Annotated in this window: 24 protein-coding genes and 1 riboswitch; of the genes, 21 read left to right on the forward strand and 3 right to left on the reverse strand. The window is 63.5% G+C overall.

What is annotated here, in order from left to right:
- Window positions 1-61 precede the first annotated feature (61 nt).
- Entirely contained in the window at window positions 62-2359 is a 2298-nt protein-coding gene (gene recQ / locus B5D32_RS08825) for a DNA helicase RecQ (RefSeq protein WP_078784694.1), read from the reverse strand.
- A 129-nt stretch (window positions 2360-2488) separates the two neighbouring features.
- Between recQ and B5D32_RS08830 the strand changes: the two genes are divergently transcribed.
- From B5D32_RS08830 to B5D32_RS08930, 21 genes are all read left to right on the forward strand, one after another.
- Window positions 2489-3046 (forward strand): cysteine hydrolase family protein, encoded by a 558-nt coding sequence (locus B5D32_RS08830; protein WP_078784695.1) that lies wholly within the window; start codon window positions 2489-2491, stop codon window positions 3044-3046.
- A gap of 73 nt (window positions 3047-3119) precedes the next feature.
- Window positions 3120-3335, forward strand: a riboswitch (cobalamin riboswitch).
- Window positions 3336-3519: 184 nt separating this feature from the next.
- A complete protein-coding gene (locus tag B5D32_RS08835; RefSeq protein ID WP_078784696.1) occupies window positions 3520-4776 on the forward strand; it encodes a sirohydrochlorin cobaltochelatase in 1257 nt (418 codons plus the stop codon).
- Window positions 4777-4970: 194 nt separating this feature from the next.
- Window positions 4971-5858, forward strand: coding sequence for an iron transporter (locus tag B5D32_RS08840; RefSeq protein ID WP_078784697.1), 888 nt, complete (start codon window positions 4971-4973; stop codon window positions 5856-5858).
- Entirely contained in the window at window positions 5855-6976 is a 1122-nt protein-coding gene (locus B5D32_RS08845) for an ABC transporter substrate-binding protein (RefSeq protein WP_078784698.1), read from the forward strand. Before B5D32_RS08840 ends, B5D32_RS08845 begins: the two co-directional genes overlap by 4 nt.
- Window positions 6977-7083: 107 nt before the next feature.
- On the forward strand, window positions 7084-8103 hold the full coding sequence (locus tag B5D32_RS08850; RefSeq protein WP_078784699.1) for a FecCD family ABC transporter permease: 1020 nt from the start codon (window positions 7084-7086) through the stop codon (window positions 8101-8103).
- Window positions 8100-10007, forward strand: a complete 1908-nt coding sequence (cbiD, locus tag B5D32_RS08855; RefSeq protein WP_078784700.1) for a cobalt-precorrin-5B (C(1))-methyltransferase CbiD — start codon at window positions 8100-8102, stop codon at window positions 10005-10007. Before B5D32_RS08850 ends, cbiD begins: the two co-directional genes overlap by 4 nt.
- Before the next feature lies 1 nt (window position 10008).
- Complete coding sequence (cobM, locus tag B5D32_RS08860) at window positions 10009-10767, forward strand: precorrin-4 C(11)-methyltransferase (RefSeq protein WP_078784701.1); 759 nt, start codon at window positions 10009-10011, stop codon at window positions 10765-10767.
- Entirely contained in the window at window positions 10764-11768 is a 1005-nt protein-coding gene (locus B5D32_RS08865) for a cobalt-precorrin 5A hydrolase (RefSeq protein WP_078784702.1), read from the forward strand. Before cobM ends, B5D32_RS08865 begins: the two co-directional genes overlap by 4 nt.
- Window positions 11758-12498: a precorrin-3B C(17)-methyltransferase gene (gene cobJ / locus B5D32_RS08870; RefSeq protein WP_078784752.1), complete on the forward strand. Its 741-nt coding sequence runs from the start codon at window positions 11758-11760 to the stop codon at window positions 12496-12498. The genes B5D32_RS08865 and cobJ overlap by 11 nt, the downstream gene beginning before the upstream one ends.
- Window positions 12495-13229 (forward strand): precorrin-6A reductase, encoded by a 735-nt coding sequence (gene cobK / locus B5D32_RS08875; protein ID WP_078784703.1) that lies wholly within the window; start codon window positions 12495-12497, stop codon window positions 13227-13229. The genes cobJ and cobK overlap by 4 nt, the downstream gene beginning before the upstream one ends.
- Window positions 13226-14419: a precorrin-6y C5,15-methyltransferase (decarboxylating) subunit CbiE gene (cbiE, locus tag B5D32_RS08880; RefSeq protein WP_078784704.1), complete on the forward strand. Its 1194-nt coding sequence runs from the start codon at window positions 13226-13228 to the stop codon at window positions 14417-14419. Before cobK ends, cbiE begins: the two co-directional genes overlap by 4 nt.
- Before the next feature lie 2 nt (window positions 14420-14421).
- Window positions 14422-15768 carry a cobyrinic acid a,c-diamide synthase CobB gene (locus tag B5D32_RS08885; protein ID WP_078784705.1) on the forward strand — a complete coding sequence of 449 codons (1347 nt, stop codon included), beginning with the start codon at window positions 14422-14424 and terminating at the stop codon, window positions 15766-15768.
- On the forward strand, window positions 15765-16829 hold the full coding sequence (gene cobT, locus B5D32_RS08890; RefSeq protein ID WP_078784706.1) for a nicotinate-nucleotide--dimethylbenzimidazole phosphoribosyltransferase: 1065 nt from the start codon (window positions 15765-15767) through the stop codon (window positions 16827-16829). The genes B5D32_RS08885 and cobT overlap by 4 nt, the downstream gene beginning before the upstream one ends.
- The gene (locus B5D32_RS08895; protein ID WP_078784707.1) at window positions 16823-17347 is read left to right on the forward strand and encodes a bifunctional adenosylcobinamide kinase/adenosylcobinamide-phosphate guanylyltransferase; all 525 of its coding nucleotides are present in this window, start codon (window positions 16823-16825) and stop codon (window positions 17345-17347) included. Before cobT ends, B5D32_RS08895 begins: the two co-directional genes overlap by 7 nt.
- The gene (locus B5D32_RS08900) at window positions 17344-18096 is read left to right on the forward strand and encodes an adenosylcobinamide-GDP ribazoletransferase (RefSeq protein WP_143402719.1); all 753 of its coding nucleotides are present in this window, start codon (window positions 17344-17346) and stop codon (window positions 18094-18096) included. The genes B5D32_RS08895 and B5D32_RS08900 overlap by 4 nt, the downstream gene beginning before the upstream one ends.
- Entirely contained in the window at window positions 18097-18414 is a 318-nt protein-coding gene (locus B5D32_RS08905; protein ID WP_078784708.1) for a bifunctional adenosylcobinamide kinase/adenosylcobinamide-phosphate guanylyltransferase, read from the forward strand.
- Window positions 18408-19007 (forward strand): histidine phosphatase family protein, encoded by a 600-nt coding sequence (locus tag B5D32_RS08910; protein WP_078784709.1) that lies wholly within the window; start codon window positions 18408-18410, stop codon window positions 19005-19007. Before B5D32_RS08905 ends, B5D32_RS08910 begins: the two co-directional genes overlap by 7 nt.
- Window positions 19004-19960: an adenosylcobinamide-phosphate synthase CbiB gene (gene cbiB / locus B5D32_RS08915; protein WP_078784754.1), complete on the forward strand. Its 957-nt coding sequence runs from the start codon at window positions 19004-19006 to the stop codon at window positions 19958-19960. The genes B5D32_RS08910 and cbiB overlap by 4 nt, the downstream gene beginning before the upstream one ends.
- Before the next feature lie 11 nt (window positions 19961-19971).
- Window positions 19972-21024, forward strand: a complete 1053-nt coding sequence (cobD, locus tag B5D32_RS08920; RefSeq protein WP_078784710.1) for a threonine-phosphate decarboxylase CobD — start codon at window positions 19972-19974, stop codon at window positions 21022-21024.
- Complete coding sequence (locus B5D32_RS08925; protein WP_078784711.1) at window positions 21021-22520, forward strand: cobyric acid synthase; 1500 nt, start codon at window positions 21021-21023, stop codon at window positions 22518-22520. Before cobD ends, B5D32_RS08925 begins: the two co-directional genes overlap by 4 nt.
- Window positions 22517-23188 (forward strand): precorrin-8X methylmutase, encoded by a 672-nt coding sequence (locus B5D32_RS08930; protein WP_078784712.1) that lies wholly within the window; start codon window positions 22517-22519, stop codon window positions 23186-23188. Before B5D32_RS08925 ends, B5D32_RS08930 begins: the two co-directional genes overlap by 4 nt.
- Window positions 23189-23698: 510 nt before the next feature.
- On the opposite strand, the gene B5D32_RS08935 is transcribed toward B5D32_RS08930, so the two are convergent.
- Both B5D32_RS08935 and B5D32_RS08940 read right to left on the reverse strand, forming a co-directional pair.
- Complete coding sequence (locus B5D32_RS08935; RefSeq protein ID WP_143402720.1) at window positions 23699-24841, reverse strand: SLC13 family permease; 1143 nt, start codon at window positions 24839-24841, stop codon at window positions 23699-23701.
- 3 nt (window positions 24842-24844) lie between these two features.
- A complete protein-coding gene (locus B5D32_RS08940; protein ID WP_078784713.1) occupies window positions 24845-25414 on the reverse strand; it encodes a rhomboid family intramembrane serine protease in 570 nt (189 codons plus the stop codon).
- Between the last annotated feature and the right edge of the window lie 328 nt (window positions 25415-25742).

Consider the following 25742-nt stretch of genomic DNA (forward strand, 5'->3'; position numbering starts at 1 on the left):
ATGAGGGAAAGGCGTGCTATAACCGTCCGCAAACGGATTGCAGCCGTAAACTTCGCCCTCATCAGTCACCTTCGGTGACAGCTTCCCCCGAGGGGGAAGCCTCCGGTTTTATAAAGTGCTCCACCACCATCCGCTGCGCCTCCGGCGTAAACAGCAGCACTGAATACGGCGTGCCGCGGGCACTGACCTTGTCCTCGCTGCGCAGACCGGCATCCACACCGGCAGGGGTCGGCACGTAGTAAAAGCCCTTCGTCGGCAGACGCTCCATGCCGATGAGCCGCTGCGCCAGCAGCCACTCGTCGATCTCCTTGATGGTCGGTGCCTTCACATCCGGGTCACCTGCGGCCTCGATCAGCGCGGCCTTCAGCTCTGCGCCGGTATAGCTGTCCTGATAGTTGAAGCTGCGCGCGTCCTCCGCCGTCAGGTAAAACGCGGGGCGCTCGGCCTTCGGCGGTTTTTTCTTCTTCTCGGACGGCAGCGGCTTTTCCGGCTCCGGTGCGGGCGGGTCCAGGCTCAAAACGGCGTCGGGGTGGTCGGCGCGGTAGGCGTCAATGACCGCAAAGAACGCGGCACCGTACTTTTCATACTTGCGCTCACCCATGCCGTAGATGCCCAGCATATCCTCCGCGCGGCGCGGCGCGCGCAGGCACATATCCACCAGCGACTTGTCGCCGAACACGACGTAGGGCGGCAGTCCCTCGCGCTGGGCGGTGTCGAACCGCAGCTGGCGCAGCTGGCTGAACAGCTCCAGTCCGGCGCTCGTCAGCGCGTCCATCGGGCTGCGGCGCTTCGGCTTCGGTGCGCGGGCCTGCTCCGGCTCACGCTGCGGCGGCAGCTTGACCAGCACCTGCCCGCCGGCCTTCAGCGGGGCAATATCCCCGATGTGCAGCACGGCGTACTGGTCGTCGCTCTGCACCAAATATCCATCCTCCAGCAGCTGGGCCAGCAGGCGTTCCAGCGTCTCGCGCGGGGTGTCCTTCATCCGGCCGTAGCTCTTGAAGCGCTCGGCTCCCAGCTCCCGCAGACGCGCACGGTTCGCGCCTTGTAAAGTGCCGAACAAAATCGCTTTGCCGTACCGCCCGTGCAGCTCGGCCACGCAGTTGATCATCCACTTGGCGGCGTCGGTCATATCGACCTCGTCAAAATCGTTGTTGCAGCTGCCGCAGTTGCCGCACGGCGCGGTGGGATGCTCGCCGAAATAGGCCAGAATGTAGTTGCGCAGGCACTCCGTCGTCTGGCAGTAGCGCTCCATCGTCTGCAAGCGCTGCAGGTCGCGCTGGCGCAAAAGGTCGGCCTCCTCGTCGTCCATCTCGGCAAAATCCTTTTTGTCCAGCAGGAATTTGTTGATGATGACGTCCTGCGCCGAAAAAAGCAGTACGCACTGCGACGGCAGCCCGTCACGCCCGGCACGGCCCGCCTCCTGGTAATAATTCTCCATGCTCTGGGGCATGTTGTAATGCAGCACGAACCGCACGTTGGACTTGTCAATGCCCATGCCAAAGGCGTTCGTCGCCACAATGACCGGCGCGGTGTCGTAGATGAAGTCGTTCTGATTTTTGCGGCGTGCTTCGGCGGACAGGCCCGCGTGGTACTTTGTGGCCGCAAAGCCGTATTTGGTCAGAAGCTCCTGCAGCTTGTCCACATTCTTGCGGGTAGCGCAGTAGATGATGCCGCTCTCGCCGGGGTGGTCGCGCAGATATTGGATGACGAAATCGTCCTTGCGGCGGGTGCGCTCGACCTGAAAGTAGAGGTTGGGCCGGTCAAAGCCGGTCACAAGCACCTTCGGGTCGTGGAGCCGCAGCGTGCAGACAATGTCGTCCTTGACCTCCCGCGTGGCCGTGGCCGTGAACGCCGACACGATGGGGCGGCGGGGCAGACTGTCGATGAAGTCGAGGATCTTTAAGTAGCTCGGGCGGAAATCCTGTCCCCACTGGCTGATGCAGTGCGCCTCATCCACCGTGACCATCGAGATGTCCGCCCCCGCGGCAAAGCTGCGGAACACCGGGCTTTCCAGCCGTTCGGGCGCGACATAGACGAGCTTGTAGCTGCCCTCGGCGGCCAGGTCCAGCGCGCGGGCGATCTGTGTTTCGGTCAGCGACGAGTTGATAAACGCCGCATGGATGCCCGCTGCGTTCAGCCCCTTGACCTGGTCCTGCATCAGCGAGATCAACGGCGAGATGACGAGCGTCAGCCCCGGCAGCAGCAGGGCAGGGACCTGATAGCAGAGCGACTTGCCCGCGCCGGTGGGCATGATGGCCAGCGCGTCCCGCCCGGCCAGAAGGGCGCTGACGATCTCCTCCTGCCCGGGGCGGAAGGAGTCGTAGCCGAAATATCGTTTTAACGCTTCACGCGGAGTCATGAAGGGCCTCCTGAACTTTTTCTTCCATTATACCACATCCGCACCCCTGCGGCCAGAGAAACGCGCACTTTACACCGCGCACCGTCTGCGGTATACTGGTAGCAAACCATAAAAACAGGAGCTGTCGCTATGATTCTGGATATTGTTGTGGACGTACAAAAGGACTTTATCACGGGTGCGCTGGCGAACCCCCAGGCACAGGCCAACGTGGCCCACCTGGCCGAGACCGTTAAGGCTCATGCCCGGGCCGGGCACTGGCTGTTCCTGACGCGGGACACCCACCCCGACAACTACCTTGCCACGCGGGAGGGACGCCACCTGCCTGTGGAGCACTGCATCGAGGGCGAGGACGGCTGGAACTTTGCGCCCGAGCTGGAGAACGCGCTGGACGGTACCGAGCCCGAGGTCTGCCACATCGTCAACAAGCCGACCTTCGGCAGCTATATGCTGCCGAGCGAGATCCTTGACGAGCTGATGGCCCACAACAAGGCCGTGGACGACATTGACAAGATCGTCATCTACGGCTACTGCACCGACATCTGCGTCATCAGCAACGCCATGGTGCTGCGTGCGGCCTTCCCGGAGACGGAAATCGAGATCCTGTCCGACTGCTGCGCCGGGGTCACGCCCCAGTCCCACCAAACGGCGCTGGACGCCATGCGGGCGTGCCAGTTCACAATCGTCTAAAGCGTATAAAGGCAAAATTGAAACCGACGCACTCTTGCGTTTCTCACCGCATTGTGTTATACTTTACACCGTAAAACTGAATACGACAGCAGGTGCCTTTTTATGCCGCCGTTCGGCGCATGGGAAAGGGTAAAAGGGAAGCGGGCGCAAATCCCGCACGATCTCGTCACTGTGATAAGGGAGCCTGCCGCCAGGGTGCATTTGCACCGGTCACTGGGTTTTGACCCGGGAAGGCGGCGGCAGGCGTTGAGCTTTCAGCCAGGAAACCTGCCTGCTGCCGGGTACGGGGGCGCACCGCCCCAGATCACGAGGAATTGGTTGTACCGCAAAGCACCTGCTTAAAATACGGGGTCTTTTGTGTTGCCATTCTGCACGCAAAAGACCTCGTTTTTTACGGGGTCAATTTCCGTGTGCCCTGCTGTTCTCTCCCGTACTGTCTCCCAGCTTTAAACAAGGAAAGGAAGTAAGAACACATGAGAAGGATCACCTACAAGAAAGCTGCCGCCGTCGCCATGGCCGCAGCACTGTCCGCCGCCCTGCTGGTCGGCTGCGGCAGCACCGCCGCGAGCACTGACAGCGCTGCCGCGAGCACCGTCGCCGACGAAAGCACCGCAGAAGATGCAGAAAAGACCGCAGACGAGGGAGATGCAGACGAAGTGGCTGCTAAGAACTGCGCCGATTTGATCGACGCCATCTACGTGCAGGAGCGCAGCGCCGACACCGATGCCCAGTGCGAGGCCGCTAAGGCTGCCTGGGATGCCCTGACCGACACCCAGAAGGAGCTGGTCGAGGGTGAGAACGCAGACCCCGACTACTTTGGCCGCGACACAGGCGACGCCGGCAAGGACGACCCGCGCAATGCCGACGACATCGGCGAAAATGAGCTGCTGGTCGTCAGCTTCGGCACCTCCTTCAACGGCAGCCGCGCCGCTGACATCAAGGGCATCGAGGACGCCCTGCAGGCCGCCTACCCGGATTGGAGCGTCCGCCGCGCTTTCACCGCGCAGATCATCATCAACCACGTTCAGGCCCGCGACGGCGAGAAGATCGACAACATGGACCAGGCGCTTGACCGTGCCGTTGCCAACGGCGTCAAGAATCTGGTTGTCCAGCCTACGCACCTGATGCACGGCGCCGAGTACGACGAGATGTGCGAGGCGGTTGAGCAGTACAGGGACAAGTTCGACAGCGTTGCCATTGCCGAACCCCTGCTGGGCGAGGTCGGCGAAGATGCCACCGTCATCAACGCCGACAAAGAGGCCGTAGCCGCCGCCATCACCGCTGAGGCCGTCAAGACCGCCGGGTATGACGACGCCGCTGCCGCCGCTGCGGACGGCACCGCCTTTGTCTTTATGGGCCACGGCACGTCCCACACCGCCAAGGTCAGCTACAGCCAGATGCAGACCACGATGCAGACGCTGGGCTATGACAACGTCTTTATCGGCACCGTCGAGGGTGAGCCCGAGGACACCGCCTGCGATGCCGTTATCGAGAAGGTCAAGGAGGCCGGTTACACCAAGGTCATCCTGCGCCCGCTGATGGTCGTCGCCGGTGACCACGCCAACAACGACATGGCCGGTGCCGATGACGATTCCTGGCTGAGCCAGTTCAACGCCGCCGACTGCTTTGAGAGTGTCAACACCCAGATCGCAGGTCTGGGCGAGATCGGCGACATCCAGCAGCTCTACGTTGACCATGCCGGGACCGCCATCGATTCCCTGAACGGCTGAGAAAGACCCATTCTGCCCGGAGGGTAAGCTCCGGGCAGTTTTTTGGTTTTTGGGAAAGCACGGCAGGGGCCGGGCATACCCGGCCTGCGTCCGATGTGATGCCGCGCCACACCGTAGGGTCGGATTCCATATCGGCCCGCGCCGCCTCCCGCTAATGCCTGATAAATATATATATAGAATGAGGTAAGGAAAGCATGAAAAAGCTCCAACTCGCATCCCTGACTCTCGCTGCCCTGCTGCTGGCGGGCTGCGGTGCGTCCGCAGCGTCCACCGCCGAGAGCACGTCCGAGGCGGTCTCCACGGAAGAAACCGCCCCTGCCGCCACCGCGGCCCCGGCGGAAACCCAGGCCCCCGCTGCCGCGCTGCCGGACGGCGTATACACCGCTAAGTTCAACACCGACAGCAGTATGTTCCACGCCAACGAAGCCGTGGACGGCATGGGCACGCTGACGGTGGAAAACGGCACGATGACCTTCCACGTCAGTCTGCAGTCCCAGAAGATCGTCAACCTGTATCCGGGCATGGCCGCCGACGCCCCCGCCCACGAGAGCGACTGGCTGCAGCCTACCGTTGACACGGTGACCTACTCCGACGGCACCAGCGACGAAGTATACGGCTTTGACATCCCCGTTGCGGCTGTCGATGCCGATTTCCAGCTGGCCATCCTCGGCACCAAGGGCACCTGGTATGACCATACGGTCAGCATCTCCGATGCCGAGCCTGCGGCAGAGGCTGCGGCTGCGGCAGCCGTCGAGATCCCCGCCGACGGCAGCTACACCTGCGCTGTGACGCTGGAGGGCGGCAGCGGGCGTGCCACCGTCGAAAGCCCCGCCGCGCTGACTGTGGCAGACGGCATTATGACCGCGACAATCGTCTGGAGCAGCCCGAACTATGACTATATGCTCGTCGACGGCGAAAAGTACCTGCCCGTCAACACCGACGGCAACTCGACGTTTGAGATCCCCGTTGCCGCGCTGGATACCGCGCTGGCCGTCACGGCGGACACCGTCGCCATGAGCACCCCGCACGAGATCGACTATACCCTGACCTTTGACAGCGCGACGCTGGCCGCCGCCGAATGAGGCGCGCGGCAGCTTTTGCCCTGCCCGCTCTGCTGCTGGCAGGCTGCGCGGCTGCATCCCAGGCTCCCGCGCAAACGGACGTATTGACGATAGAAAACCGCTATCCGCTGGAATACGCGAAACAGTTCACGGTGGATGTGTGCGCGGGCGGCTATGACCTCATCACGATTGACGGCAGCCGCTATCTCGTCGTGCCGGAGGGGGCCGCTGCGCCCGCCAATCTGGACGCAGACATCACCGTTTTGCAGCAGCCTATCCAAAATATCTACCTTGTGTCGTCGTCCGCGATGGATCCCATCATCAGCATTGACGGGCTGGGGGCTGTGGCGCTGTCCGGCACGCAGGCCGAAAACTGGTACCTTGACGCAGCCCGCACCGCCATGGAGCAGGGCGAGATCGCCTACGCGGGCAAGTACAGCGCGCCCGATTACGAGACGATCCTGTCCGCCGACTGCGGCCTTGCCATCGAGAACACAATGATCTACCACACGCCCGAGGTGAAGGAGCAGCTCGAAAAATTCGGTGTGCCGGTCCTCGTCGAGCGCTCGAGCTACGAGAGTGACCCGCTGGCCCGGATGGAATGGGTCAAGCTGTACGGCATCCTGCTGGGCAGAACCGAGGAGGCCGAGCGCATTTTTGACGACGCTGTGCAGCGCATTGCACCGCTGCTGGACGAGGAACCCACCGGCAAGACTGCGGCGTTCTTCTCCATCACCTCAAACAATCTCGCCACGGTGCGCAAGGGCGGTGATTACGTCGCCAAGATGATCGGGCTGGCGGGCGGCAGCTACGTCTTTGCCGACCTGACCGACAGCGGCAACAATCTGGCGACTGTCAATATCTCGCTCGAGGATTTCTACGCCGGGGCGCGTGACGCCGATGTGCTGTTCTACAACAGCACGATTGAGGGCGAGCTGCGCACAATGGATGAGCTGCTCGCCAAATGTCCGATGCTGGCGGACTTCAAGGCCGTGCAAAGCGGCAGCGTCTGGTGTACGTCGCAGAGCCTTTTCCAGCAGAGCATGGAGCTGCCGGATCTGATCCTGGATATGAACAAGGTGTTCACCGAGGATGACCCGGACGACAGTGAATTGACATTTTTGACGAAGCTGCACTGAAAATTTAACGCGGCGGCAAAAACAGGCGCACAAAACCGTGGAGCATCCGTAGGGGCGGATTCCATATCCGCCCGCACCATTGTCGCCCGCCGCAAAGGGAACCACGCATGCACACCTCCAAACGCATGACAATTGCATACCTCGCCATGGCGGCGGCCCTGCTGGCGCTGTTTGCGCTCAACCTGTTCTGGGGCAGCGTTGCGCTCTCCCCGGCGGACATCGCGGCGGCCCTCCTGGGCCGCGGCACAAACGCGCTGGCGGCCAACATCCTGCTGCAGCTGCGCCTGCCGCGCGCCGTCATGGTCGTGCTGCTGGGGGCGGCGCTCTCGGTGGCCGGGTATCTGCTGCAAACGTTTTTTGCCAACCCGATTGCCGGGCCGTTCGTCATGGGCATTTCCAGCGGGGCCAAGCTGGCCGTGGCGCTGACGATGGTCGTCTTTTTGAACCGCGGTCTGCTCACCGGCTCACTGACGCTGATTCTGGCGGCGTTTGCCGGGGCCATGGCGGCCATGCTGTTTGTGCTGGCCGTGGCGCGCCGCGTGCAGCAGATGAGCATTTTGGTTATCTGCGGCGTCATGATCGGCTACATCTGCTCGGCCGTCACCGATATTGTTGTCGCCTTCGCGCAGGATTCCAACATCGTCAACCTGCACAACTGGTCGATGGGCAGCTTCTCCGGTATGACCTGGGGCAATGTCGCCACGGCGGCGGCCATCGTTCTGCCGTGCCTGGCCGCCGCGTTTTTGCTCTCCAAGCCGATGGCTGCCTACCAGCTGGGCGAAAGCTACGCCGCCAGCGTCGGCGTGCCGGTGCGAGCGTTTTCCGTGGTGCTTGTGCTGCTGTCAAGCCTGCTGGCGGCCTGCGTCACGGCATTTGCCGGACCGATCTCCTTCGTCGGCATTGCGGTGCCGCATCTGGTAAAACATACGCTGGGCAGTGCAAAACCGCTGCGGGTGCTGCCGGGCTGCGCACTGGGCGGCGCGGCATTCTGCCTGCTGTGCGACCTGATCGCCCGCAGCCTGTTTGCACCCACCGAGCTGTCCATCAGCTCGGTTACAGCGGTGTTCGGTGCGCCGGTGGTCATCTGGCTGCTTGTGCGCCGCCACAGCGGGGAGGGCACGGTATGAGCTGTTGTGAAACGCAAAATCTCTCCGTTGGCTACGGTGCGCCGCTGCTGCGGGACATTGCCCTGCACGCCGAGCGCGGCAAAATTCTGGCGCTCATCGGTCCGAACGGCGCGGGCAAATCCACTCTTTTAAAAACGCTGGCCGGGCAGCTGGCGGCGCAGGGCGGTGCGGTGCTGCTGGACGGGCAAGACCTGACGGCCTACACCCCCAACGCCCGGGCGCGCAAGCTGGCGCTGATGCTGCCCCACACGGCCCGCACCGAGCTGACGTCCTGCTTTGAGGTCGCCGCCGCCGGGCGCTACCCCTACACAGGGCGGCTGGGCATTTTGTCCGACACCGACAGGCAGCAGGTGCACGACGCCCTGTGCCTTGTCCGGGCGGAGGAGCTGGAGGACCGCGATTTTGCCAGGATCAGCGACGGCCAGCGCCAGCGCGTGCTGCTGGCCCGCGCGGTCTGCCAGCAGCCGGAGATTTTACTTCTGGACGAGCCTACGTCGTTTTTAGACGTAAAGGGCAAGGCGGAGCTCATGGACATCCTGCAAGTGCTGGCGCATGAGAAGAATGTGGCCGTCATCGTGACGCTGCATGAGCTGGAGCTGGCCCAAAGGCTGGCCGACGCCGTTGTCTGCGTTGCGCCGTCAGGCGTGTCCGCTGTGCTGGCACCGCAGGACGCCTTTGCACAGGACAATATCTGTGCGCTGTTTGGACTGACCACCGACCAATACGCGGTGCTGTTTGCCGGGAGCGGCGCAAAGCCGAAGCCCCAATTTGAGCACTACATCCGCAGCGGGCAGCGTTTACTGCGCTGCGGCTACACCACCGGCACCTGTGCGGCGCTGGGGGCGGCGGGCGCGGCGCGGCTGCTGCTGACCGGCCACGCGCCGGAAAGCGTTGGCCTGCGCACGCCCAAGGGCATCGTCGTGGAGGTCGCACCGCAGTTCTGCCGCCTGACGGCAGACGGGGCCGCGTGCGCCATCGTCAAGGACGGCGGCGACGACATCGACGCCACGACGGGTCTGCCGGTCATTGCCGCGGTCACACTGCTGCCCGGCGCGCCGCGCACCGTTACGATTGACGGCGGGGCGGGGGTGGGCCGTGTGACAAAGCCCGGCCTCGACCAGCCCGTCGGCGCGGCGGCCATCAACCGTGTGCCGCGGCAGATGATAACCGAGGCGCTTTTGCGGGAGGCGGACGCCGTCGGCTACGGCGGCGGGTTCGCGGTGGTCATCTCCATCGAAGGCGGCGAGGCTGCGGCCAAGCGCACCTTCAACCCGCATCTGGGGGTCGAGGGCGGCCTGTCGGTGCTGGGCACCAGCGGCATTGTGGAGCCGATGAGCCAGCAGGCGCTTCTGGATACGCTGCAAATCGAAATCCACCAGGCAGCGTTGAAAAGTCACCGCCTGATTTTAGCCCCCGGCAACTACGGGCTGGACTACCTGGCTGCCAACTACCCCGCGCTGCACGAGATCCCTGTCGTCAAAATCTCAAATTTCATCGGCGAGGCGCTGGATATGGCAGCGGCGGAGCACTTCGCGGAGGTGCTGCTCGTCGGGCATGTGGGCAAGCTCGTCAAGCTGGCGGGCGGCATCATGAACACCCACTCCCGCTGTGCCGACTGCCGCACGGAGCTGTTCTGCGCCTATGCGGCGCTCTGCGGCGCGGACGCGGCAACCTGCCGCGCCCTGATGGACGCCGCTACGACAGACGCCTGTCTGGACATTCTGGACGCCGCGCAGCTGCGGGAGCCGGTCATGGCCAGTCTGCTCACCGCGATCCAGACGCATCTGGACCGCCGCGCGGCGGGGGCGTTCAAGGTCGGCGCGGTGCTGTTCTCAAACCGGAACGGCCCGCTGGGACAGACAAAAATTGCTGATACACTGTTGAAATTGTGGGGAGGAGCCTGACATGGTACATTTTGTGGGGGCCGGTCCCGGCGCACCGGACCTGATTACCCGACGCGGCGCGGCCCTGCTGCAAACGGCGGACTGCATCATCTACGCGGGCAGCCTGGTCAACCCGGCGCTGCTGGGGCTGGCGGGGCCGGACTGCGCCATCTATAACAGCGCCGAGATGACGCTGGAGCAGGTGCTTGCCGTCATGAAAGAAAACGAAGCAGCGCACAAAACCACTGTGCGCCTGCACACGGGCGACCCCTGCCTGTACGGCGCAATCCGGGAACAGATGGACGCGCTGGACGCCATGGGTATCGCCTACGACGATACGCCCGGTGTATCGAGCTTCTGCGGTGCGGCGGCGGCGCTGAACGCCGAGTACACGCTGCCCGGCGTCAGCCAGACCGTCATCATCACCCGCATGGAGGGCCGTACCCCTGTGCCCGAAGGTGAGCGGTTGGCCGCGCTGGCCGCCCACGGGGCGACGATGGTCATTTTCCTCTCCATCGGCCTGATCGACAGGGTGCAGGACGCGCTTCTGCAGGGCGCGTACACCGCCGCGACCCCTGCCGCCGTTGTCTACAAGGCAACGTGGCCGGAACAGAAAATTGTACATTGCACCGTCGGAACGCTGGTCGAAAGCACCCGCGCGGCGGGCATCACCAAAACGGCGCTCATCGTTGTCGGGGACTTTTTGGCCGCACAATATGACCGCAGCAAGCTGTATGACCCGGCGTTCACAACGGAGTTCCGAAGGGGGACGGACCGATGACCTGCGCGTACATTGCGTTCACGGCGCGGGGCCTGGCGCTGGCGCAGCAGCTGGCGGCAGCCTGCCCCGGCAGCGTGGCCCGCGGCGGTGCGGACGGCGTCCGCCTGACCGATTGGACCGCTGCGCAGTTTGCACAAAGCGACGCACTGATTTTTGTAGGAGCTGCCGGGATCGCGGTGCGGGCCATCGCGCCACACTGCCGCAGCAAGGCTGCAGACCCCGCCGTCGTTGTGCTGGATGAGGGTGGGCAGTTCGCCATTCCGCTGCTGTCGGGGCATCTGGGCGGCGCAAATGAGCTGGCGCAGCGGCTGGCGGCGGTCTGCCATGCCGTGCCGGTCATCACGACGGCCACCGACGGACGCGGCGTTTTTGCCGTGGACGAGTGGGCCAAGCGCCAGAACTGCGCCGTGGCCGAGCCGGAGCGCATCCGCTGCGTGAGCGGGGCACTGCTGGCCGGGCAGAGCGTTTGCTATGCCGCCGACTGGGCTGTTTCCGGCACACCGCCCGCGGGGGTGGAGCCTGCCGCCGCCGCTGACCGCGCAGATTTTGCGCTGACGCTGACCCCGACGGGTGAGGCGCTCCACCTGATCCCCCGCATTGCGGTGTTGGGTGTCGGCTGCAAGCGCGGCACGACGGCGGAAAAGTTGGAAACAGCCTTTGCGGCCTTCTGCGCGGAGCACCATTTTGCCCCGCAGGGCATTGTCCGCGCAGCCAGCATTGACTTGAAAAAGGATGAGCCGGGGCTGGCGGCGTTCTGCCGGGCGCACGGCTGGGAGATGGACTTTTATACCGCCGCTGCCCTGCGCACGGCTAAAGGCCGCTTTACGTCCTCCGGCTTTGTGCAGAGCATCACGGGCGTGGACAATGTCTGTGAACGCGCGGCGGTGCTGGCTGCAGACGGAGTGCTGTTCATCCCGAAGTGGGCGCGGGACGGCGTGACCCTTGCCGTGGCGCTGGCCCCCTTTGCCCCGGATTGGAGATGGAAAAATGATGAACCGTAGTCTTGTGTATGTGGTGGGCCTCGGCCCGGGCGGTGCGCAGTATTTGACCGCCCAGGCGCAGACTGCCCTGCAGGCCGCCGACGTGCTGTGCGGCTACACGGTCTACATCGACCTTGTGCGCCCGCTTTACCCGGATAAAGAGGTCTACGCTACCGGTATGACGCGGGAGATTGACCGCTGCCGTTGGGCGCTGGAAACGGCAAAGAGCGGCAAGATTGTGGCGCTCGTCTGCTCCGGCGATGCCGGGGTCTACGGCATGGCCAGCCCGCTGTTGGAGCTGGCGGAGCACTGCCCGGAGGTGGAGGTCGAGATCGTGCCCGGCCTGACCGCCGCTTTGAGCGGGGCCGCGGTGCTGGGTGCGCCGTTGGCACACGATTTTTGCGTGATTTCGCTGTCGGATCGGCTGACGCCGTGGGCCGTCATTGAAAAGCGGCTGGCCTGTGCCGCGGCGGGGGATTTCTGTCTGGCGCTCTACAACCCGTCGTCCAAAGGCCGCGCCGACTACCTGCAAAAGGCCGTTCGCATTCTGCGGGACAACGGCAAGGACCCGGACACGGCCTGCGGGCTGGTGCGCTGCATTGGCCGGGACGGCCAGACCGCACGGCTGCTGACGCTGGCCGAGCTGGAGGATACCGCCGTGGATATGTTCACAACGGTCTTTGTCGGCAACGCTGCAACGCAGATTTTACAGGACAGAATGGTTACGCCAAGGGGGTATCGCGGCGTATGAATATGGTGGTTTTCAGCGGTACAACGGAGGGGCGCAGCTTCTCCCGCGCGCTGGCGGCGCTCGGCGCGGCGGTCACGGTCTGTGTGGCGACAGAGCTGGGGGCCGAGGAACAGGGCTGCGCCGACGGCATCACGGTGCGCACCGGGCGGCTGGACGCCGAAGAAATGACGGCGCTGCTGCGCGGTGCGGCGCTCTGCGTTGACGCGACCCACCCGTATGCCGCCGAGGCAACGCGCAATATCCGTGCGGCGGCAGCGGCGGCGGGAGTTGAATATCACCGTCTGCTGCGCCCCGCCAGCCCCCTGCCCGCGGGCAGTGTGGTGCTGGCCGATGCCGCCCGGGCCGCCGCGTATCTGGCAGACAGACCGGGGCGCGTCCTGCTGGCGACGGGTGCCAAGGAGCTGCCCGCCTTCGCAGCGCTCGACCCGGCGCGGCTCTACCCGCGCGTTCTGCCGACGGTGGCAGGTATCGCAGCATGCGAGGCAGCGGGCGTTCCGCACCGCAATATCCTTGCGATGCAGGGGCCTTTTACGAAAGAATTAAATGCGGCGCTGCTGCACCAGTTCCATATCGACTATATGGTCACGAAGGACGGCGGCGCGGCGGGCGGCTTTGCCGAAAAGGCCGAGGCCGCCGCCCGGTGCGGCGTGCAGCTCATTGTGCTGCGCCGCCCGGACGACGCGGGCGAGGCCACTGACACAATTTTACAGCGATGCAGGGAGCTTTTATGAAGATCACATTGGTGGGCATGGGCAGCGGAGCGCCCGGCAGCCTGACAGCGGCGGGGCTGGAGACGCTGCGCGGAGCGGAGCTGATCATCGGCGCGCGCCGCCTGCTGGAAAATCTGCCCGAGGGCTGCACGGTAAACCGCGCAGCCCTCTATAAAACGGACGAAATTTGCGCATTGCTGCGGCAGACAGATTGCGCGGAGGTCACGGTGGTTTTCAGCGGCGACACAGGCTTCTACTCCGGCGCGGCGGCGCTCTGCCGCGCATTGGACGATGCGGGTCTGCCGTACACGGTGCTGCCCGGCGTTTCCAGCGTGCAATTATTGGCCGCGGCGCTGGGCCGCCCGTGGCAGGGCTGGCGGCTCGTCTCCGCCCACGGCTGTGCCTGTGACCCGGTGGCCGCCTGCCGCGCGGGCGGGACAACCTTTTTCCTGACCGGCGGCAGCGAGACTCCCGCGACGCTCTGCCAACAGCTGGCGGATGCCGGGCTGGGCGACGCTGCGGCCACGGTGGGGGAGAACCTCGGCACGCCGTCCCAGCGGCTTGTGACCGGCACGGCGCAGGAGCTGGCCACACAGCGCTTTGCACCGCTCAGTGTCCTGCTTGTGGAAAATGTGCCCGCGCCCCTGCGCCGCACGCCCGGCCTGCCCGATGAAGCGTTCATCCGCGGCAAAACGCCGATGACCAAGCAGGAGGTTCGCGCTGCCGCGCTGGCCAAGCTGGCCGTGCGCCCCACGGATACCCTCTGGGATGTGGGCGCGGGCACCGGCAGCGTCAGTGTGGAGCTGGCGCTGGCCGCCCCTGCGGGCCGGGTCTACGCCGTGGAGTGCGACGCGGAAGCCTGTGACCTTATCCGTCAGAACCGCGCAAAATTTGCGGTGCAAAATCTGCACCTTACCGAGGGCCTTGCCCCCGCCGCACTGGCAGGCTGGCCCGCGCCGGACGCTGTTTTTATCGGCGGCAGCAAGGGCAGTCTGCGGGCTGTCGTCGATGCCGCGCTGGCCGCGAACCCCGATGCACGGCTCTGTATCAGCGCCATTGCGCTGGAAACCTTACAGGAGGCCGTTGCGGCCCTGACGGCCCACGGCCTGACCGCCCAGGTCACACAAATCGCAGTCAGCCGCAGCCGGGCGGCGGGCAGCCTGCACCTGCTCATGGCGAACAACCCGGTTTTCTTGATCGCGAGGGAGTAAAAATGCTGCAATTGGTTCTGGCTGCACCCCGCTCCGGCAGCGGAAAAACAACGGCAGCCTGTGCGCTGCTGGCGGCGCTGACTGCCCGCGGGCTGACCCCCTGCGCGTTCAAGTCGGGGCCGGACTACATCGACCCGATGTTCCACCGCGCAGTGCTGGGCGTTGAAAGCCACAATCTCGACCTGTTTTTCTCTGCACCGCAGATCGCCCGCGCACTCTACGCCCGGCACGCGGCGGGGCACGGCGCGGCAGTCGTCGAGGGGGCCATGGGCTACTACGACGGCCTTGGCGGCGTGACCGACACGGCCAGCGCGTGGCAGCTGGCCGATACGCTGGACCTGCCCGCACTGCTCGTTGTGCGGCCCAAGGGGGCAAGCCTGACGCTGGCGGCGGAGCTGCGCGGGCTGACGGCGTTCCGCACACCGCACCATATCGCGGGAATTTTGCTCAATGATTGTACGCAAGGATTGTGCGCTCTGCTGAAGCCGATGCTCGAAAAAGAGACCGGTCTGCCCGTGGTCGGCTGCCTGCCGCCGCTGCCCGAGGCCGTGATAGAAAGCCGCCACCTCGGTCTGAAAACCGCCGCCGAGATCGACGATCTGCAGCACAAGATACAGCTCTTATCCGATGCCGCGCAGCAAACCATCGACTGGCCGCTGCTGCACACCCTGTTTGACCGCCCCGCGCCCGCCGCTGCGCCGTGCACGGTGCCCCCGCCGCGGGTGCGCCTTGCCGTGGCAAGGGACGCCGCGTTCTGCTTTACCTACGCCGAAACGTTGGAGGCACTGCGGGAAAACGGCGCGGAGCTGTGCTTTTTCAGCCCGCTGGCCGACACGGCTCTGCCGGATAACATCGGCGGGCTTTACCTGCCGGGCGGCTACCCCGAGCTGTACGCCGCCCGGCTGGCCGCGAATGCCCCCCTGCGCGCCGCCGTAAAAAGCGCCGTGCAGGGCGGCCTGCCAACCGTGGCCGAGTGCGGCGGCTTTTTGTACTTGGGCCGGACATTACAGGACGCCGACGGCACGCCCCACCCGATGGCGGGCGTGCTGCCCGGGCAGGGCTTCAAGGTCGGGCGGCTCGTGCGGTTCGGCTACGCTCGCCTGACCGCCCGCGCCGACAGTATGCTGTTCCGCGCGGGGGAGACCCTGCCCGTCCACGAGTTCCATCACTGGGACTCCACCGAAAACGGCGATGCGTTCACCGCTGCCAAGGCAAACGGGCGGCAATGGGCGTGCGGCTTTGCCAATGCAAGTCTCTACGCGGGTTTTCCGCATCTCTATTGGGCAGGTACGCCGCTGCCGAAGCGCTTTGCGGCTGCAGCCGAACATTATATAAAGGAAACATCATGACCGAAAACGAACTGAAAAACCTGCTTGCAGCCGTTACCCCGCCGGACGAGGCCGCCCGCGCCGCAGCCCACGCCCACTGGGCTGCGCTGGCAAAGCCCCTGGGCGGACTGGGTCGGCTGGAAGCCATGGTCGAGGACGCCGCCGCGCTGACCGGCGACCCCGTGCCGGACGTGAGCCGCCGCGCGGTGCTGGTGCTCTGCGCGGACAACGGCGTTGTGGCGCAGGGCGTCAGCCAGACCGATGCCTCCGTGACCCGCGCCGTGCTCGAAAACCTGACCGCCCGCCGCACCAGCGTCTGCCGCATGGCCACTGCAGCCCACTGCGACGTCGTGCCCGTCGATATGGGCATTGCGGGCGCACCCGTGCCCGGCGCGGTGGACTGCCGCATTGCTGCGGGCACGGCTGACTTTACCACCGGCCCGGCTATGACCCGCGCACAGGCCGTGCAGGCCATCGCCGCGGGCATCGCGCTGGTGCGCGCGCAGAAGCAGAGCGGCGCACAGCTGCTGGCGACGGGGGAGATGGGCATCGGCAACACAACGACGTCCAGCGCCGTGGCCAGCGTGCTGCTGGGCCGCCCTGTGGCCGAGATGACCGGGCGCGGCGCGGGACTTTCCGATGCAGGACTGCACCGCAAAATAGATGCGATAGAACGCGGCATTGCCCGCAACCACTCCGACGCCGCGGACCCGCTGGGGGTGCTGGCGGCGCTGGGTGGCTTTGATATTGCCGGGCTGTGCGGCGTGTTTCTGGGCGGTGCGCTCGAAAGGCTGCCCATCGTGATGGACGGATTCATCAGCGGCGTGGCGGCGCTGTGCGCGGTGCGGCTCTGCCCCGCGGCGGAAAAGGCCGTTTTCGCCAGCCATGTATCCAGCGAGCCAGCCGCACATATTGTGCTGGACGCGCTGTGCAAAAAACCGCTTATCACCGCAGAACTGCATCTGGGCGAGGGCACGGGCGCGGTGGCCAGCCTGCCGCTGTGGGATATGGCGCTGGCCGTTTACAACGGCTGCTACTCGTTTGCGGAGGGCGGCATCACGCCGTACACCCCGCAGTGCTGACGCTGGTCATCGGCGGCGCGGCCAGCGGCAAAAGCGCCTATGCGGAGTCGCTCTGCCTGCGTGCACCGCTGCCGCGCACCTATCTGGCGACGATGCAGGTATGGGATGCCGAGTGCGCCGCCCGCGTGGCGAAGCACCGCGCCATGCGGGCCGAAAAGCAGTTCACCACGGTAGAGTGCCCGCTGCACCTGGACCGCGTGGCCCTGCCCCGGCGCGGCACCGTACTGCTGGAGGACCTGGGCAACCTGGTCGCCAATGAGCTGTATGACCCCGACGGTGCAGGGGCGGAAACCGCGGCGGCGATCCTGCGGGGCATTGACAAGATGCTGCTGCAATGTGATAATCTGATTGTGGTTTCCAACGAGGTGTTCAGCGGTGGGGCAGACTATGCGGGCGATACGGACCGCTATCTGCGCGCGCTGGCCGCCGTCAACAACGCTGCGGCGGCGCGGGCAGACCGCGTGGTGCGCGTTGTCTGCGGCATCCCCGTCTATTACAAAGGAAGTGAAGGTCCGTGACAGCTTTACAGACGATTGCGGTGGCGTTCGCCATGTTTTCAGCCTTGCCGATGCCGCAGTTCGACTGGAACGAAAAAAATATGCGGTACGCGCTCTGCGCCTTCCCGCTGGTGGGGGTGGTGTGCGGCGCACTGTGGTGCGTCTGCGGCGTGCTGCCGCTGCCCGCGGCGGCCCGCGCGGCGGGGTTCTGCCTTGTGCCGGTCTGGGTCACGGGCGGCATCCATCTGGACGGCTACGCCGACACCTGCGACGCACTTTCAAGCTACGGCGATACCGCGAAGAAGCTGGAAATTTTAAAGGACCCCCACTGCGGCGCGTTCGCGGTCATCCGGCTGTGCAGCTACTTTGCGGCGTATTTTGCGCTGTGCGCCTGTGTGGCGTTCACCCCGCGGGTCGGCGTGCTCTGGACGCTGGCGCTGGTGGGAGAGCGGGCGCTGTCCGGGCTGGCCGTGGCGGCGTTCCCGCTGGCGAAAAATACCGGCCTTGCCCACACCTTTGCCACGGCGGCGGACCGCGTCCGCGTGCGGCAGGTGCTGGCCGCGCTCTGCGCCATGCTGGCCGTGGGGCTGACTGCACTGGGCGGCTGGGCGTTGGTGCTGGCCGCAGGCTGCGTTTTTGCGCGGTACTACGTTGTTGCCAAAAAACAGTTTGGCGGTGTGACCGGTGATCTGGCCGGGTGGTTCCTGCAAAAATGCGAGATCTGGATGCTGGCGGCGCTGGCCGCCTGCCAATGGCTGGGGGTGCTGTAAATGGTGTTTGTGACAGGGCCGCTCTGCAGCGGCAAGCGCACCTTTGCGCAAAAGCTCGGCGGGCGGCAGGTGTACGACGTGCAGGATTTGGCCGCCGACGCCGCCGATTTGAACCGGCTGGCCGACGAGCTGGCAGATTATGATGTTGTGACCGCGGCGGAGGTCGGCGGCGGCGTTGTGCCGATTGACCCCGCCGCGCGTGCCGCGCGGGAGGCGGCGGGCCGTCTGGCCTGTCTGCTGGCCGCGCGAGCGGACTGCGTTGTGCAGATGTTTTGCGGTCTGCCGACGATTTTGAAAGGAGAACTTCCGAAATGCTGATTTATTTACTGCGCCACGGCCTGACAGAGTACAACGCCCAGAAGCGCTATCAGGGTCAGCGGGATATCCCGCTCTCGCCCGAGGGGCTGGCCCAGCTGCGCCGGGCTGATATTGACCCGAAGGTTGTCTATATTTCCACGCTGCAGCGTACAAGGCAGACGGCGGAGGTGCTGTTCCCGGACGCGGAGCTCGTGCCCGTGGACGGGCTGAAGGAGATGTGCTTCGGCAGCTTTGAAGGCCGCAATTATATTGAGATGGAGCACGACCCCGACTATCAGGCGTGGGTCGCCGCCAACTGCGAGAGCAGCTGTCCCGACGGTGAGCGCAAGGATGATTTCAGTGACCGCGTATGCCGCACGTTTGCGGCGCTGGTGGACAAGGCGCTGGCCGACGGCGAGGAAATGCTGGTGATCCTGGCCCACGGCGGCACCCAGATGGCCGCGTTGGAGCGCTACGGCGTGCCGCGCCGCAGCTATTACCGGTGGTGCGGCCCCAACGCAGGCGGCTATGTGCTGGACGCCCGCGACTGGGCGGCGCGGCATGAGCTGCGTTTGGTCAAGACCGTGCAGTACACGAAGGAGAGCACATGCTGATTTTTTGGGCGGTGCTGGGCGGCTTTTTGCTGGACGCTCTGTTTGGCGACCCGGCGTGGCTGCCGCATCCGGTGGTACTCATGGGCCGGTGCATCTCGGCGCTGGAAAAGCGCCTGCGCACCGCACTGCCCAAAACGCCGCGGGGCGAGCTGGCCGGCGGGGCCGCGGTGGCCGCGGTGCTGCCGCTGGGCACGCTGGCCGTTACCGGCCTTGCCTGTTGGGCCGCGGCAAGGCTCCATCCGGCGCTGGGGCTGGCGCTGCAAATGCTCTGGTGCGGCCAGGCGCTGGCTGCTAAGGGTCTTGCACAGGAGAGCTGCAATGTGTACAAGGAACTGGCAAAGGGCGACCTGCCCGCGGCCCGCAGGGCCGTGGCCCGCATCGTGGGCCGTGACACGCAAAACCTGACCGCCGCGGGCGTGACCAGAGCCGCCGTGGAGACCGTGGCCGAGAACGCCAGCGACGGCGTCATTGCGCCGCTTTTGTATATGCTCCTTGGCGGGGCACCGCTGGCGCTGACCTACAAGGCCATCAACACGATGGACAGCATGCTCGGCTACAAAAACGAAAAATATCTTTATTTCGGGCGCTGTGCCGCCAAATTGGACGATGCCGCCAACTGGCTGCCCAGCCGCCTGGCCGCGCTGCTCTGGGTGGCTGCGGCGGCGCTGACGGGCAACAGCGCCCGCGGGGCGTGGCGCATCTGGCGGCGGGACCGCCGCCGCCACGCCAGCCCCAACAGCGCCCAGACCGAGAGCGCCTGCGCCGGGGCACTGGGCGTGCAGCTGGCGGGCCCGGCCTATTACTTTGGAGAATATTACGATAAGCCGACAATTGGCGACCCGCTGCGGGAGATCGAGCCGCGGGACATCCTGCGTGCCAACCGCATGATGTACGCCGAGAGCCTGCTGGCCCTTGTGCTGGGGCTGGCCGTGCGGCTGATGCTTGTCTTGTGAGGGAATGCGGAATGGAACTGGTACACGGCGGTGACTGGGCGGGCTATCGGGCCGAGTTTGGCCGGGACGCGCTGGATTTTTCGGCCAACGTCAGCCCGCTGGGGCTGCCCGCGGGCGTGGCGGCGGCCATCACAGCGGCACTGCCCATGGCGGATCGCTACCCGGACCCGCTCTGCCGGGCACTGCGCACTAAGCTGGCCGCGGCAGAGGGTGTGGATACTGCGCAAATTTTGTGCGGCAACGGTGCGGCGGACCTGATCTACCGCCTGGCACTTGCCCTGCGCCCGCGGCGCGCATTGCTGCCCACGCCGACCTTTGCCGAGTATGCTGCTGCGCTGGAAACGGTGGATTGTGACGTACAGCGGTTTCTTTTGCGGGAGGAAAACGACTTTGCCGTGACGGACGGCTTTGTAGACGCCATCGGCGACAGCACCGATGCAGTGTTCCTCTGCCAGCCCAACAACCCCACCGGTCAGGTCACACCGCTCGCTATGGTGCAAAAGCTGCTGCGCCGCTGTGCCGACTGCGGCGCGGTGCTGGTCGTGGATGAGTGCTTCCTTGACTTCCTCGCCGCGCGGGATGCCCTGACAGCTAAGACGGTTTTGCGCGATGCACCGAACCTTATAATCTTAAAGGCATTCACCAAGCTCTACGCTATGGCCGGGGTGCGGCTGGGGTATGCGCTGTGCAGTGACGCGGCGCTGCTGGACAAAATGCGCGCGGCGGGTCAGCCGTGGGCCGTGTCCGGTCTGGCACAGGCCGCAGGGCTGGCCGCACTGGAGGAGACCGCCTATGCCGACAGCGTGCGCACACTCATTGCCGACCAGCGCCCAAGGCTGGCCGCGGGACTGCGGGCACTGGGGCTGCGGGTCGTGGACGGACAGGCCAACTACCTGCTGTTCCGCGCACCGGCGGACTTTGGGGCAAAGCTGCGCCGTCACGGTGCGGTGGTGCGCGGCTGCGGCAACTACCCGGGGCTGGACGAGACGTGGTACCGCACCGCTGTGCGCACCCAAAAAGAAAACGAACAGCTGTTGAAAATTATGCGGGAGGTGCTGGCATGAGCCGGGCAGGGTGCATCATGGTGCAGGGCACGATGAGCGGCGCGGGCAAAAGCCTGCTGTGCGCGGCGCTCTGCCGCATTTTTGCGCAGGACGGCTACAAAACCGCGCCGTTCAAAAGCCAGAATATGGCGCTGAACAGCTTTGTGACCCGGGACGGCCTCGAAATGGGCCGCGCACAGGTCGTGCAGGCGCAGGCCGCGGGCGTCGAGCCCGATGTGCGGATGAACCCGATCCTGCTCAAGCCGAGCAGCGATGTGGGCAGCCAGGTCATCGTGAACGGCGAGGTCCGCGGCGATATGCCCGCAAAGGAATACTTCCGCCGCAAAAAGTCGCTGATTCCCGATATTCTGCGTGCCTACGACAGCCTTGCCGATGAATTTGACATCATCGTCATCGAGGGCGCGGGCAGTCCCGCCGAGATCAACCTCAAGGCGGACGACATTGTCAACATGGGGCTGGCAAAGCTCGTGGACGCGCCGGTTCTGCTGGCGGGCGACATTGACCGCGGCGGCGTCTTTGCGCAGCTGTACGGCACGGTGGCGTTGCTGGAGCCGGACGAGCGTGCGCGTATATGCGGGCTTATCATCAATAAATTCCGCGGCGACGTAGAAATTTTGCGCCCCGGGCTGGCAATGCTGGAGGAAAAAACGCAGCTGCCGGTGTTGGGCGTCGTGCCGTACCTGCGGGTGGACATCGAGGACGAGGACTCGCTTGCGCCGCGGCTGCAAAGCAAAAGCGCGGTCAAGCCGCTGGACGCAGCTGTTTTGAGATTGCCGCATATTTCCAATTTTACCGATTTTATGCCGTTGGAACAGCACCCGCTTTTGGGTGTGCGGTACGTGCAGTCCGTGCGGGAGCTGGGCACGCCGGACCTGGTCATTCTGCCCGGCACCAAAAACACGGTGAACGACCTGTTGTGGCTGCGCCAGTCCGGGCTGGAGGCCGCTGTGCTCAAGCTGGCAGCAGGCGGCACGCCGGTGCTGGGCGTCTGCGGCGGCTATCAGCTGCTGGGCGAGACGCTCGACGACAGTCAGGGCACCGAGAGCGGCCATCCGCAGACGCTGCGCGGGCTGGGCCTGCTGCCGACGCGGACGGTCTTTACCGCCGAAAAGCGCCGCGCACAGGTCACGGCGACGGCTGCCGCGCCCTTTGCCGGGGCTGCGCTGACCGGATATGAAATTCACACGGGCCGTACTGCGGTGAACGGCGCTCCGTTCTGCCGCTATGCCGACGGCACACCGGAGGGCTGCGTGCAAAACGCCGTGTTCGGCACCTACCTGCACGGCCTGTTTGACAGCGGCGAATTGACGGAGCAGCTGGCCGCGTACCTCTGCCGCCGCAAGGGAATCGCGCCGGAGACCGCCGCGCCGCTTGCGATGGCCGACTACCGCACACAGCAGCTGGACCTGCTGGCCGACGGCGTACGCAGTGCGCTGGACATGGACGCCGTCTACGCGGCCATGGGTCTGCACAACCCCAGAGGAGGGAAAAAATGACACCGCAGCATCATCTGCCCGCCGACATTGAGCGCACGAGCATGGGCATTATCACGGCGGAGCTGGCCGCGCGCGGGCTTGCGGTTCCGCCCGAAAACGCCGCCGTGGTCAAGCGCGTTATTCACACGACAGCGGATTTTGACTACGCCGAGAACCTGCGCTTCACACCCGGCGCGGCGGCGGCGGGCGTCGCGGCCATGCGTGCTGGGGCAGTGGTCATCACCGACACCAACATGGCGCTGGCGGGCATCACAAAGCCCGGTCTGGCCAAATTGGGCGGGCAGGCACTCTGCTTTATGGCCGACCCCGCTGTCGCCGCTGCTGCGAAGGCGGCGGGCTCGACCCGGGCCGCCGCCGCCATGCACAGGGCCGCGCGGGAGTACCCCGGCGCGGTGCTGGCCGTTGGCAACGCCCCCACGGCGCTGCTGACGATTGCGGACGAGATCGAAAGCGGTCTGCGCCCCGCGCTGGTCATCGCCGTGCCCGTCGGCTTTGTGAACGTAGTGGAAAGCAAGGAACGGCTGTTTGCGGTTTGCACGCAGTACGGCGTGCCCGCCATCGCCGCCATGGGTCGCAAGGGCGGCAGCAACGTGGCTGCCGCCATCTGCAACGCGCTGGTGTATTCCGCCGCCGAGATGCTCGACCCTGCGGCAAGAGGATGGCAGTAATACACTTTTTACCCTCGGTGTTTCCCTACAACCGAAAATTTTGGCGCGGAGGAGGCGTTTTGCCCCCTCCGCTTTAGACTGTCGAAAAAGGTGCGCACACCCCTTAGCCCCCTCTGCGAGGGGGCTCCGCCCGCAGGCGGTGGTGGAGAGAACTGTACGGCTGCCCGAAATATTTCGGGCTATGGCAAGGTTCTCTCCCTCCGCCCCTTCGGGGCACCTCCCTCGCAGAGGGAGGTTTTTCGACACGCTGGCGCGGAGGAGGCGTTTTGCCTCCTCCGCTTTTTGTTTCCCTATAAAATCCGTCAGCGTTTCTCCGGCTTCCTGCCTGAATTTTGCAGAAAGGTGCGGGCGGATATAGCTTTCAGCCTTATGCGTGAAGATGGTGTTTGAGCTTTCTGTAACTGCTGACGTAATTTTTCATAATACGCTCGCTTTTGCTTGACTGCGCGACCATTTACGAATGTGGATTTTCGTTTAAAGACGTTAAATGGCAATAGAATTACGAAAATATCAGGTCATGGCCCAAGCACCCATCAGAATGGCCAGAAACACTACATTGGAAATAGTAAACATCGCAAAATAGTGCCCTTTTTCAGCAGGTACTTCATTTGCAATCTGTCGATAAGAAATCAGGCTTGCCATGGATGCAATTAATGTGCCAAGGCCACCAAGGTTTGTGCCAATAATCAGCGCACGGAAATTATCGGTAAATCCAGAAAGCAGGATGGCAGCAGGCACATTACTGGTCACTTGAGAGGCCAGAACGGATACTAAAACCTCATGGCCGGCCAGAATATTCTGCAACCATCCAGAGAACGCTTCCATCCGACCTAAGTTCCCGATGAAAATGAACAGTGCTACAAAGGTAAGAATCAGAGAATAGTCTACGCGGCCAAGAGTGGGGCGGTCGGCAAAGAAGGTGCACACCAAGATAGCGGCGAATGCAACACCGTATGGGAAAACACGCAATACAACCAATAAACAGGCGACAAACAGAATACCGTACAACGCAATGAGTTTCTTGTCTGGCTCTGAGTTTACCGCAGAATGAGTTACAACAATATCGGAACCTTCACGGCATAGCCATACTGCCCATATAGCAATAAGCACTAATGATATGATGGAATAGGGGAGCATCAACAGAACAAAAGAGCTCATATCCATCCCGCTCTTGCCATACAAATACAGGTTTTGGGGATTGCCAAGCGGTGTGAGCATACTGCCAAGGTTGGCAGCTATCGTCTGCATACAGACGATAGGGAGGAGCAGTTTGCTGCGAACAGATGCGCTCAAACTATTCAGAACGACAAACGTAAATGGCACGAATGTCAGCAGCGATACATCGTTTGTTATCAGCATACTGCTGAAGAAGCATAGGCCAACGAGAACAATTGTTAGCTGCAAAGTGGTGCGGGTATGAGATAGGAGGACATGGCCGAGTCTATCAAATACGCCTTGCCCTCTCAGTCCGGCCATAACTGTCATTAACGAAAACAGGATTGCAAGAGTACGGAAATCGATATATCCGAGGTATTCTGCGTCCGGGGGGACAAAGAAAGCGGAAATGATCGCCAAACAAGTGGCAATGCTCAGGACGGGTTCTTTCTGAAAAATGTGCTTACTCATCATAAATAAGATTCTCTTTCCGATCATTCGTTATCTCTTCCGGACGGCAAAACCAAAAGCTGTACCGCAAATACCACCGACAATGTGCATAAAGTTAGCTACATTATCTTGTATAAAGAGGATACTGTAAATCTGCTGGCTTAAGTACAGCACGCCAACCAAGATGAAGGTGATAGGGATACCTCCATTCTTACTGCCGGCCAAACTGGAGAGCATGATGAGCATGAATACGATACCGGATGCACCAAGCAATGCAGAAGTGGGGAACAGCACACACTGCAATATGCCGGATACCAGCGCGGTCATAAGGATACCGCTTAGAAGTGTTCGACTTCCGTATCGTTCTTCCAAAGGTGGAGCGACAACAAGGAAGAGAAGCATATTGTTTATAAAGTGATCCCAACCGCCGTGGCCAAGAACATGACCGAACAACCGGATATAGAATAGCGGATCCGTCATCGACGAGCGATACACACTAAACAGGTGCGAGGTTGTCCAGTTGTTTGTTAAATAGCCCAATACCAGAGAGGCGAGGGACAAAAAGAAAAAGGTCAGTGTGACGGGGGCATTGTATTGAAGCCGGATGCTGCTGCGTTTCATAGAAGTTCCTCCATCCTTATTGGATATTATTAGTATAGCACATTAGAGCGAAATATGTTGCAGAATAGAAAATAATCTGGGAGAGTAAAAGAGAAAGTAAATAAAACCATTTAAAGGCGATTGGATATTTCACAGGCAAGATATGCAGCAGCGGCCAAATCGCAGTCAGCAAGGGCTGCCCCAGCAGGGGGATAATTTGTGTGCGTTCCTTTTATAATACCGGAAGATGAGAAAAACGGCGGTTCAATTAGATAAATATTTTTACCTAATAATATTGACATTCGAAACGAACGTGGTATAATGACCTCATTGACAATTACGTCAAATT

It is taken from the genome of Gemmiger formicilis (genome assembly GCF_900167555.1).
Lineage (GTDB): Bacteria > Bacillota > Clostridia > Oscillospirales > Ruminococcaceae > Gemmiger > Gemmiger formicilis.

Coding starts and splice junctions, on each gene's coding strand:
- B5D32_RS08865 (WP_078784702.1), top strand. CDS start 10,764: ATGACCTGCGCGTACATTGCGTTCACGGCGCGGGGCCTGGCGCTGGCG.
- B5D32_RS08925 (WP_078784711.1), top strand. CDS start 21,021: ATGAGCCGGGCAGGGTGCATCATGGTGCAGGGCACGATGAGCGGCGCG.
- B5D32_RS08905 (WP_078784708.1), top strand. CDS start 18,097: ATGGTGTTTGTGACAGGGCCGCTCTGCAGCGGCAAGCGCACCTTTGCG.
- B5D32_RS08885 (WP_078784705.1), top strand. CDS start 14,422: ATGCTGCAATTGGTTCTGGCTGCACCCCGCTCCGGCAGCGGAAAAACA.
- cbiE (WP_078784704.1), top strand. CDS start 13,226: ATGAAGATCACATTGGTGGGCATGGGCAGCGGAGCGCCCGGCAGCCTG.
- B5D32_RS08840 (WP_078784697.1), top strand. CDS start 4,971: ATGAAAAAGCTCCAACTCGCATCCCTGACTCTCGCTGCCCTGCTGCTG.
- B5D32_RS08835 (WP_078784696.1), top strand. CDS start 3,520: ATGAGAAGGATCACCTACAAGAAAGCTGCCGCCGTCGCCATGGCCGCA.
- B5D32_RS08940 (WP_078784713.1), bottom strand. CDS start 25,414: ATGAAACGCAGCAGCATCCGGCTTCAATACAATGCCCCCGTCACACTG.
- cobD (WP_078784710.1), top strand. CDS start 19,972: ATGGAACTGGTACACGGCGGTGACTGGGCGGGCTATCGGGCCGAGTTT.
- cobT (WP_078784706.1), top strand. CDS start 15,765: ATGACCGAAAACGAACTGAAAAACCTGCTTGCAGCCGTTACCCCGCCG.
- recQ (WP_078784694.1), bottom strand. CDS start 2,359: ATGACTCCGCGTGAAGCGTTAAAACGATATTTCGGCTACGACTCCTTC.
- cobM (WP_078784701.1), top strand. CDS start 10,009: ATGGTACATTTTGTGGGGGCCGGTCCCGGCGCACCGGACCTGATTACC.
- B5D32_RS08930 (WP_078784712.1), top strand. CDS start 22,517: ATGACACCGCAGCATCATCTGCCCGCCGACATTGAGCGCACGAGCATG.
- B5D32_RS08845 (WP_078784698.1), top strand. CDS start 5,855: ATGAGGCGCGCGGCAGCTTTTGCCCTGCCCGCTCTGCTGCTGGCAGGC.
- B5D32_RS08910 (WP_078784709.1), top strand. CDS start 18,408: ATGCTGATTTATTTACTGCGCCACGGCCTGACAGAGTACAACGCCCAG.
- B5D32_RS08935 (WP_143402720.1), bottom strand. CDS start 24,841: ATGATCGGAAAGAGAATCTTATTTATGATGAGTAAGCACATTTTTCAG.
- cobJ (WP_078784752.1), top strand. CDS start 11,758: ATGAACCGTAGTCTTGTGTATGTGGTGGGCCTCGGCCCGGGCGGTGCG.
- cbiD (WP_078784700.1), top strand. CDS start 8,100: ATGAGCTGTTGTGAAACGCAAAATCTCTCCGTTGGCTACGGTGCGCCG.
- B5D32_RS08830 (WP_078784695.1), top strand. CDS start 2,489: ATGATTCTGGATATTGTTGTGGACGTACAAAAGGACTTTATCACGGGT.
- cobK (WP_078784703.1), top strand. CDS start 12,495: ATGAATATGGTGGTTTTCAGCGGTACAACGGAGGGGCGCAGCTTCTCC.
- B5D32_RS08850 (WP_078784699.1), top strand. CDS start 7,084: ATGCACACCTCCAAACGCATGACAATTGCATACCTCGCCATGGCGGCG.